At 36.1% G+C, this 8,829-nt stretch carries 12 protein-coding genes; 9 read left to right on the top strand and 3 right to left on the bottom strand.

Going from position 1 to position 8,829, the window contains the following annotated elements:
• Window positions 1–585, top strand: a 585-nt coding sequence (locus tag AC1DJR_RS10615) for an aldo/keto reductase (protein ID WP_477002568.1), incomplete at its 5' end; no start/stop codon positions are given.
• Between the two features lie 57 nt (window positions 586–642).
• Here the strand turns inward: AC1DJR_RS10615 and AC1DJR_RS10610 are convergent.
• Complete coding sequence (locus AC1DJR_RS10610; RefSeq protein ID WP_477002567.1) at window positions 643–1,557, bottom strand: aldo/keto reductase; 915 nt, start codon at window positions 1,555–1,557, stop codon at window positions 643–645.
• A 53-nt stretch (window positions 1,558–1,610) separates the two neighbouring features.
• Window positions 1,611–1,739 (bottom strand): Z-ring formation inhibitor MciZ, encoded by a 129-nt coding sequence (mciZ, locus tag AC1DJR_RS10605; protein WP_000870295.1) that lies wholly within the window; start codon window positions 1,737–1,739, stop codon window positions 1,611–1,613.
• 74 nt (window positions 1,740–1,813) lie between these two features.
• Between mciZ and AC1DJR_RS10600 the strand changes: the two genes are divergently transcribed.
• Window positions 1,814–2,353, top strand: a complete 540-nt coding sequence (locus tag AC1DJR_RS10600; protein WP_002014941.1) for an NUDIX domain-containing protein — start codon at window positions 1,814–1,816, stop codon at window positions 2,351–2,353.
• Between the two features lie 23 nt (window positions 2,354–2,376).
• Here the strand turns inward: AC1DJR_RS10600 and AC1DJR_RS10595 are convergent, their stop codons facing one another.
• A complete protein-coding gene (locus tag AC1DJR_RS10595; RefSeq protein ID WP_429687753.1) occupies window positions 2,377–2,928 on the bottom strand; it encodes a GNAT family N-acetyltransferase in 552 nt (183 codons plus the stop codon).
• Window positions 2,929–3,054: 126 nt separating this feature from the next.
• Between AC1DJR_RS10595 and spoIIM the strand changes: the two genes are divergently transcribed.
• The 7 genes from spoIIM to AC1DJR_RS10560 all read left to right on the top strand — a co-directional run bounded on the left by spoIIM (window position 3,055) and on the right by AC1DJR_RS10560 (window position 8,743).
• Window positions 3,055–3,702 (top strand): stage II sporulation protein M, encoded by a 648-nt coding sequence (spoIIM, locus tag AC1DJR_RS10590; RefSeq protein WP_002014939.1) that lies wholly within the window; start codon window positions 3,055–3,057, stop codon window positions 3,700–3,702.
• Between the two features lie 106 nt (window positions 3,703–3,808).
• Window positions 3,809–4,264 carry a ferric iron uptake transcriptional regulator gene (fur, locus tag AC1DJR_RS10585; protein ID WP_113769802.1) on the top strand — a complete coding sequence of 152 codons (456 nt, stop codon included), beginning with the start codon at window positions 3,809–3,811 and terminating at the stop codon, window positions 4,262–4,264.
• Between the two features lie 103 nt (window positions 4,265–4,367).
• The gene (locus AC1DJR_RS10580; RefSeq protein ID WP_002088473.1) at window positions 4,368–4,598 is read left to right on the top strand and encodes a YqzK family protein; all 231 of its coding nucleotides are present in this window, start codon (window positions 4,368–4,370) and stop codon (window positions 4,596–4,598) included.
• Between the two features lie 6 nt (window positions 4,599–4,604).
• A complete protein-coding gene (gene xerD / locus AC1DJR_RS10575) occupies window positions 4,605–5,495 on the top strand; it encodes a site-specific tyrosine recombinase XerD (protein ID WP_002067028.1) in 891 nt (296 codons plus the stop codon).
• A 140-nt stretch (window positions 5,496–5,635) separates the two neighbouring features.
• On the top strand, window positions 5,636–6,367 hold the full coding sequence (locus tag AC1DJR_RS10570; RefSeq protein WP_477002566.1) for a FixH family protein: 732 nt from the start codon (window positions 5,636–5,638) through the stop codon (window positions 6,365–6,367).
• A gap of 357 nt (window positions 6,368–6,724) precedes the next feature.
• On the top strand, window positions 6,725–7,909 hold the full coding sequence (deoB, locus tag AC1DJR_RS10565) for a phosphopentomutase (protein ID WP_002014935.1): 1,185 nt from the start codon (window positions 6,725–6,727) through the stop codon (window positions 7,907–7,909).
• Window positions 7,910–7,921: 12 nt separating this feature from the next.
• Window positions 7,922–8,743, top strand: a complete 822-nt coding sequence (locus AC1DJR_RS10560) for a purine-nucleoside phosphorylase (RefSeq protein WP_477002565.1) — start codon at window positions 7,922–7,924, stop codon at window positions 8,741–8,743.
• The last annotated feature ends 86 nt before the right edge of the window (window positions 8,744–8,829 follow it).

The raw sequence follows: 8,829 nt of genomic DNA, 5'->3' as shown, positions 1-8,829 counted from the left end.
CAAGGGTACGAGGAGACGCTCGAGGCGTTTGAAAAAAGTTTAAAGAAATTACAAATGGACTATGTAGATTTATATTTAATACATTGGCCGATAAGAGGGAAGTATGTTGATACGTACCGTGCTCTAGAAAAGCTATATGAAGAAGGTAAAGTGCGTGCCATTGGTGTTTCTAATTTTCATAAACATCATTTAGAACTGTTATTACCAAATTGCAAAGTGAAGCCGATGGTAAACCAAGTTGAACTTCATCCAATGCTAGCGCAATTTGAATTGCGTGATTTCTGTCAAGGTGAGCAAATTCAAATGGAAGCATGGAGTCCTTTAATGAGAGGCGGCGAAGTATTCCAGCATCCAATTATTCAGGCTATTTCTAAAAAATATGAAAAGTCACCTGCACAAGTTATATTAAGGTGGGATATTCAAAGTGGGATTGTGACTATTCCTAAATCTGTTACGCCATCTCGTATTAAAGAGAACTTTACTATTTTTGATTTCTCATTAACTGAAGAAGAGATGGATCAAATTAATACGTTAAATCGTAATTTACATGTAGGAACGAATCCTGATAAATATGATACGTTATAAAAAAAGACTGCCGCCTAGTGTTGGGGGCAGTCTTTTGCTTTTATCGGTATCAATATTTTAGCGATGCAAAGCATATGAATCATACTTAACAATCTTTTGAAGTTGTACATATTCTTCTTTYGTTAAAGATAACTGTTGGCTAGCTTGTATATTTTCTTGCAATTGTTGAATAGAGCTTGCACCAGGTATAACAGCTGCAACAGTTTCGTTATGTAAGCAATATTGAATAGCTGTTCCTGTTAAAGAGCTTTCTCCGATTATTTCTTTTACACTCGCGAGTGTCGAATATAACTCATCGTAAGAATAAGAGAGGTAATCTTTTTCTTTTACTCTTTCTATCTTTCTTGCATTATTGTTAGTTAAAATCCCTTTTGCAAGTGGTCCGCGAGCAATAACGCTAATTTGCTGTTCATTAAGAAGCGGGAACCATTCTTCTGGGCGACGATTTAAAAGGCTGTATTCCATTAATATGCTAACGATATTTGATCGTTTTGCATACTCACGAATGACATTTGGACGTATAGAAGAGATACCATAATGACGAATAATCCCTTCTTTTTTTAATTCTTCAAAGGCTTCAACTGTTTCATCTATAGGATCTTCAATCGTCCCGCCATGCAGTTGATATAAATCAATATAATCTGTTTGAAGTCTACGTAAACTCTCTTTTACTTCGGYCTTTATATAAGCTTTAGAAGGATCCCAAGACCAACCGTTTTTTTCTTCTGTCCATCGATTTCCAACCTTTGTTGTAAGAACAATTTGGTCGCGTTTTCCTTTCAGAGCTTTTCCAACAAATTCTTCATTTAATCCATAATCGTATAAGTCCGCTGTATCAAAAAAATTAATTCCTAAATCGATTGCCTCATCGATAATACGCATAGCTTCAGCCTCAGATGCACCGAGAGACATACAGCCAAATCCAATTTCCGTAACATATAAATCTGAGTTTCCTAATTGACGTTTTTTCATAGGTCAACCTCCTTACCTTTATTGTACGAAAGGGGAAGGAGGTTGACAAACGTTTACTTTTTATTTGCTGTAATCCACTCTTGTACAGTTGTATACTCTTTTCCATATTGTTTTAGCTTATGACGAATTTGCCATGCTTTGCCGACTAAAGTGACGCGATTTGGTAAAATGTAAACTTTCATTTCTATCACGCTCCTTTCAATGTGGTAAAATGTATGAAGAAYGATTAGGAAATAGAACAGGGAGATGAAGTAGTATGAGTAATCTTGCAGAAAGAACAGTAAAAACTGAACCGATTTTTGATGGTAGAGTTATAAAAGTTCGTGTTGATGATGTAGTATTACCAAATGGAGAAATGAGTAAACGTGAAATCGTAAATCACCCTGGGGCAGTTGCTATTATTGCTATTACTGATGAGGGGAAAATTGTACTCGTTGAGCAGTATCGTAAAGCTCTCGAAAAGGCAATTGTGGAAATTCCTGCTGGGAAGTTAGAACCTGGGGAAAAGCCAGAGGTAACAGCAGTTCGTGAATTAGAAGAAGAAACAGGATATGTATGTGAAAATATGGAGCTTATTACATCTTTCTATACATCACCTGGTTTTGCAGATGAGATTTTATATGTATATAAAGCGACAGGATTAAAACAAAAAGAAAATAAAGCAGCTTTAGATGAAGATGAATTTGTGGAATTAATGGAAGTGTCATTAGAAGAAGCGATTGATCTTATGAAAGACCTTCGCATACATGATGCTAAGACGATGTTTGCAGTACAATATTTACAATTACAAAAATAAACACTCGCCTAAGGCGAGTGTTTTTAGTTGATTTTTGCATATACACGTGCATCGCGTAAGCTGCCATCGGGTGCTAGGAAATCATTTTCCATTGTACCTTCTAAAATAAATTCTAGACGTTCTGCTAAGTTACATGCGTTTATATTTGTTGCATCAGTACGAATTTCAATTCTTCTAGCACCTAGTTTATCAAATGCAAATTGAATCGCACCTTTAATGGCTTCTGTCATATAGCCATGCTTTGTATAAGCGCTATGTAGCCAAAAGTGAAGTGAAAACTTTGGAATATCCCAGTTTTCAGGCTTGAGCGTAATAGCTCCGATGAATGTACCAGATACTTTATCGTATAAGTGGAAATCAAGTATTTCACGAAGTAAAAACTGTCCGTGAGCTTCGCGAACAATTTCTTCAGCACGTTCTTCTGTTTCAGCTGTAATTGGCATCCATGGTAATAAGTCTTCTAGCGAAGCTTGGATTGCTTCATATACTTCTGTTCCATCACCTGGAAACGGCTTACGTACTTGCAAGCGCTCAGTTTGAAATAATGTTGGAAAATCTAATAATAATGGTTTCAAGAGAAATCCCTCCTATTCTCTACTTTTTAGTTTAGCAAAGTAGAGCGGAATTTCAATGCTAATTCGTCATACTTTTTTTCTTTCTTTCATACATTTTTAGTAAGAGTGTGAACGGAGGGAAGGAAAATGTGGCGAAAAACGTGGCAAGACCGTGTAATGTCTCACATACAGGAAAATTCTTCACTATATATATTTAATGCGGTTTTATTACTGATGGGAGTAATATTTGGAGCGATTCTTGTGAATAGTTTACAAATAAACCAAAAGCAAGATTTATCATTTTATTTACAGCGTTTTTTTGGACAAGTTTCTAAAGGAGAATTTGCTGTCGCAGGCGAAATGTTTCGAGAAAGTTACTTTTCGCAATTAAAATATATCGGCTTTATTTGGATTTTGGGGATTTCAATTATTGGGTTGCCGCTCATTTTTATCTTACTATTTTTAAAAGGGGTAGTTGTTGGATTTACAGTAGGTTTTTTAGTAAGTCAGCACGGATGGAATGGACTATTATTAGCATTTGTATCTGTATTGCCACAAAATTTAATTATAATTCCTGTATTTCTCGTAATGACAACAATTGCTGCAAGCTTTTCCTTACGCATGATTAGGCATCAATTTATTCGGAAAATAACTGAGCCACTATTACCGTTATTAATTCGCTATACATGCTTTTTTCTCGTGATTGGAGCGGTATTAGCTATTGCTTCCAGTGTCGAAGTGTATGCATCACCAGTTTTAATGAAAGAAGTTGTGGAGGCTATTAACAAACAATAAATACTTTTTGAGAATAATTATCAATTTGTTTTTATTGTTTTTCTTTTGACAGGAGCCCTTCTTCTGATATAATGGTGTAAGAGTGGCGAGGAGGGAGTAGTACCGAATGGAAGAAAGAATTGAACGAATTAAGAAGCAATTACATGCAGCGAGCTATAAATTGACACCACAACGTGAAGCAACAGTTCGTGTGCTGCTAGAAAATGAAGAAGATCATTTAAGCGCAGAAGATGTATACCTCCTTGTAAAAGAAAAGTCGCCAGAGATCGGATTAGCAACCGTTTATCGAACTTTAGAGTTATTGTCTGAGTTGAAAGTTGTCGATAAAATTAACTTTGGAGACGGTGTTTCGCGTTATGACTTACGCCAAGAAGGTGCACAGCGTTTCCATCATCATTTAATCTGTACCCAATGCGGTGCTGTACAAGAAATACAAGAAGATTTACTTGGTGAAGTGGAGAGTAAAGTGGAACGAGACTGGAGCTTTAAGGTGAAAGATCATCGTTTAACATTCCATGGGATTTGTAAAAATTGTCAAGAAAATGAAACGGATGAAAAATAACCTTTTCCTATTTAACTAGGAAGAGGTTTTTTATTTGAATAAGGTATAAATTGATGAAAGCTTGGCATATGTTGTAATAACTTATATTTTGGAGGAATTTACAATGCGCCGAGCTTTAAAATTAACTTTTGATGGGATGAAAGTATTTTTATTATTTACAAGTTGTACGATTTTGTTTTATTTCGCTATACTATGGATAAATGAAGAATATGAAAGTTACCATCGTTATGAAAAGCCAAAAGAAGAGACTGTAGAAAAAGTATCAGGGAATGAGGAGCCGGAAAAGGATGCTTTCGTAAATAGAATGATGTTTTTCTATGAAAATGGGGAGTAGTGTAGATTGGAAGATCAATTAAAAGATTTTATTCATTATATGATTGTTGAAAAAGGTTTAGCGAAAAATACAGTTGTATCTTATGAACGCGATTTAAAAAGCTATGTGAAGTATTTGCAAAATGTAGAACAAACGAAGACGTTTCATGAAGTGACACGCTTGCATATTGTTAACTTTTTGCAGCATTTAAAAGAAAACGGGAAATCTTCAAAAACATTGGCGCGTCATATTGCATCGATTCGTTCGTTTCATCAATTTTTACTTCGTGAACGAGCAGTGGAGCATGACCCATCGGTACATATTGAAACGCCACAAGGGGAACGGAAATTACCAAAAGTATTATCAATCGACGAAGTGGAAGCATTGCTTCAAACACCGAAAACTGCAAGTGCTTTTGGGATTCGTGATAAGGCAATGTTAGAGTTGTTGTATGCAACAGGACTTCGTGTTTCAGAATTAATTGCATTAAATTTAGAAGATGTGCACTTAACGATGGGATTTGTTCGCTGTATCGGGAAAGGGAACAAAGAAAGAATTATTCCACTAGGAAGCTTAGCGACAGAAGCGATTCAAAAGTATATTGAAAAAGGAAGAAGAGAATTGATGGGTAAAAAAGCAGTAGATGCGCTCTTTTTAAACCATCATGGTAATCGATTATCGAGACAGGGATTTTGGAAAATTTTAAAACGGCTAGCGAAAGAAGCGAATATTGCAAAAGAGCTTACACCGCATACGTTGCGTCACTCTTTTGCTACGCATCTATTAGAAAATGGGGCAGACTTACGTGCTGTACAGGAAATGCTTGGACATGCAGATATTTCGACGACACAAATTTATACGCACGTTTCAAAAACTAGATTAAAAGATGTATATAAACAGTTTCACCCGAGAGCATAGTCACTATGCTCTTTTTTCATAGATTAAGAAGAGTGAACCATTTCACAGAAACTTCACAAACATTTCGTACATTGTTTTCAGCAGAAGACTAGAATATTACAATGTATTTCCTCTATACTAAGGAAAGTATGAAGGAGGAAATGAAGATGAAAAAACTTATTATTACATTATTTATCGCGATGCTAGCATTGGCTGGCTGTAATACAAACAAAGAAGAACCGAAAAAAGAAAAAAAACTTGAAGCTGTAAAAGTAGCAGTTCAAACGAATCCGAAAGAAATTAAACCAGGTGAAAAAACAGAAGTACAAGCACTTGTTACACAAGGAAAAGAAAAAGTAACAGATGCTGATGATGTAAAGTTTGAAATTTGGAAAGATGGCGACGAGAAGCGCGAGATGCTAGATGGTAAGCATAAAGGRAAAGGTGTTTATGCWGTAGARAAAACATTYGAAACKGATGGAGTATATCATRTTATTACTCATACAAATGCACGTGAAATGCATGTTATGCCAGAAGTAAAAGTGGCTGTGGGAAATGCAAAAGTTGAAGATGCGAAAAAAGAAGAAGGTCATGGGGATCATAAAAGTGATACGATGATACATCTTATGGCTGGTGATATTAAAGCAAATGCTGARTCAACAATGAAACTTCATTTRAARCAAAAAGAAGAAGCGTTAACTGGTGCTGAAGTACAACTTGAGATTTGGAAAGACGGCGTTGAAAAACACGAATTTATTCCGGCGAAAGAAGGGAATAAAGGGGAGTATGAAAGTAAACATACTTTCAAAGAGAATGGTGCTTATAAAGTGAAAGTTCATGTAAGAAAAGGTGAACTACATGAACATAAAGAAGAAACAGTAGAAGTAAAATAAAAAGTAGCTCTTTAGAGCTGCTTTTTATTTTAGGGAATAWGTYATRAAATGATTAGCACTTCTTTGCAGAATGGATTACAATAGAAGGGTAAAGAAAATGAGRAATTCTACGAAAATGTATTAAAAAGAAAGCGTAAACATGTTATGATATCAATATCAGATGTCTGACATCTGACTTGGAAAAACCTAGAAGTTTTTTGGTTCGTTTGAAAGTGAAACGAAAAAGTTAGAGAATGATTTAAAGCAGTACTGTTTAATAATGAGGACGAAAGATAATTCCCATTGATAACAGTTTCACTTTATAGCGTTTTGAACATACTACAAGAAGTAGAACTGAACATATAGGAGGTTGCAGTTATGAATAAATATAAACGTATTTTCCTAGTCGTAATGGACTCTGTGGGAATCGGTGAAGCACCAGATGCTGAGCAGTTTGGTGATTTAGGTTCTGATACAATTGGTCATATCGCTGAACATATGAATGGATTACACATGCCAAACATGGTGAAATTAGGCCTTGGTAATATTCGTGAAATGAAAGGAATCTCTAAAGTAGAGAAACCGCTTGGATATTATACAAAAATGCAAGAGAAATCTACAGGTAAAGATACAATGACAGGTCACTGGGAAATCATGGGCCTTTACATTGATACACCATTCCAAGTGTTTCCTGAAGGATTCCCGAAAGAATTACTTGATGAATTAGAAGAAAAGACAGGTCGTAAAATTATCGGTAATAAACCAGCTTCTGGAACTGAGGTACTTGTTGAGCTTGGTCAAGAACAAATGGAAACAGGTTCTTTAATTGTTTACACTTCTGCTGATAGTGTATTACAGATCGCAGCTCATGAAGAAGTAGTACCACTTGAAGAGCTATATAAAATTTGTAAAATCGCACGTGAATTAACATTAGATGAGAAGTACATGGTAGGGCGTGTTATTGCTCGTCCGTTCGTTGGAGAGCCAGGAAACTTCACACGTACACCAAATCGTCATGACTATGCGTTAAAACCATTTGGTCGCACAGTAATGAATGAACTTAAAGATAGCGATTATGATGTAATTGCTATTGGTAAAATTGCTGATATTTATGATGGCGAAGGGGTAACTGAATCACTTCGTACGAAATCAAATATGGATGGAATGGACAAGCTTGTAGATACATTAAATATGGACTTTACAGGTATTAGCTTCTTAAACTTAGTTGACTTTGATGCATTATTTGGTCATCGCCGTGACCCACAAGGGTACGGAGAAGCCTTGCAAGAATATGACGCACGTCTTCCAGAAGTATTCGAAAAACTAAAAGAAGATGACCTATTATTAATTACAGCAGACCACGGTAATGATCCAGTACATCCTGGTACTGACCATACACGTGAATATGTACCGTTATTAGCATATAGCCCAAGCATGAAAGAAGGCGGACAAGAGTTATCACTTCGTCAAACATTTGCTGATATTGGCGCAACTGTAGCAGAAAACTTTAATGTTAAAATGCCAGAACATGGAACAAGCTTCTTAAACGAGCTAAAGAAATAGGGGGATAAACAGATGAATCGTGAACTAATTACAAAATCAGCTTCATACTTAAAAGAGAAATTTCAAGAGACACCACAAGTAGGACTAATCCTTGGATCTGGACTAGGTGTATTAGCAGATGAAATYGARAAYGCAGTAACAGTACCATACAGTGAAATCCCTGAATTCCCRGTTTCAACTGTAGAAGGACATGCAGGTCAACTTGTATTCGGTACACTTCAAGGTGTAACAGTAGTAGCAATGCAAGGACGTTTCCATTTCTACGAAGGATATGACATGCAAAAAGTAACATTCCCAGTTCGTGTTATGAAAGAACTAGGTGTAGAAACAGTTGTTGTAACGAACGCAGCTGGTGGTGTAAATACATCATTTGAACCAGGCGATCTTATGTTAATTTCAGACCAYATTAACTTCATGGGTACGAACCCATTAATCGGACCAAATGATTCTGAAATGGGTGTACGTTTCCCTGATATGTCTACATCATATACGCCAGAACTTCGCGAAATGGCGAAACAAGTTGCAGYAGATTTAAATATTAAAGTACAAGAAGGTGTATATGTTGGAATGACAGGTCCTGTATATGAAACACCTGCTGAAATTCGTATGCTTCGTACACTTGGCGGAGATGCAGTTGGTATGTCAACAGTACCTGAAGTAATTGTAGCTCGTCATGCTGGTATGAAAGTACTTGGTATTTCTTGTATTTCAAATATGGCAGCTGGTATTTTAGATCAGCCACTTCACCACGATGAAGTAATCGAAACGACAGAACGTGTTAAAGCTAACTTCTTAGCATTAGTAAAAGCAATTGTAAAACAAATGAAGGGGTGACTTCACAATGAGAATGGAGCTAACTTCTTAGCATTAGTAAAAGCAATTGTAAAACAAATGAAGGGGTGACTTCACAATGAGAATGG

It is taken from the genome of Bacillus sp. 05T31 (genome assembly GCF_056396725.1).
This window is presented reverse-complemented; position numbering and strand designations above follow the sequence as displayed.

Excerpts from the sequence above, each read along its gene's own strand:
- AC1DJR_RS10580 (WP_002088473.1), top strand. The coding sequence starts at position 4,368 with ATGCGCCGAGCTTTAAAATTAACTTTTGATGGGATGAAAGTATTTTTA.
- mciZ (WP_000870295.1), bottom strand. The coding sequence starts at position 1,739 with ATGAAAGTTTACATTTTACCAAATCGCGTCACTTTAGTCGGCAAAGCA.
- AC1DJR_RS10600 (WP_002014941.1), top strand. The coding sequence starts at position 1,814 with ATGAGTAATCTTGCAGAAAGAACAGTAAAAACTGAACCGATTTTTGAT.
- deoB (WP_002014935.1), top strand. The coding sequence starts at position 6,725 with ATGAATAAATATAAACGTATTTTCCTAGTCGTAATGGACTCTGTGGGA.
- spoIIM (WP_002014939.1), top strand. The coding sequence starts at position 3,055 with ATGTGGCGAAAAACGTGGCAAGACCGTGTAATGTCTCACATACAGGAA.
- fur (WP_113769802.1), top strand. The coding sequence starts at position 3,809 with ATGGAAGAAAGAATTGAACGAATTAAGAAGCAATTACATGCAGCGAGC.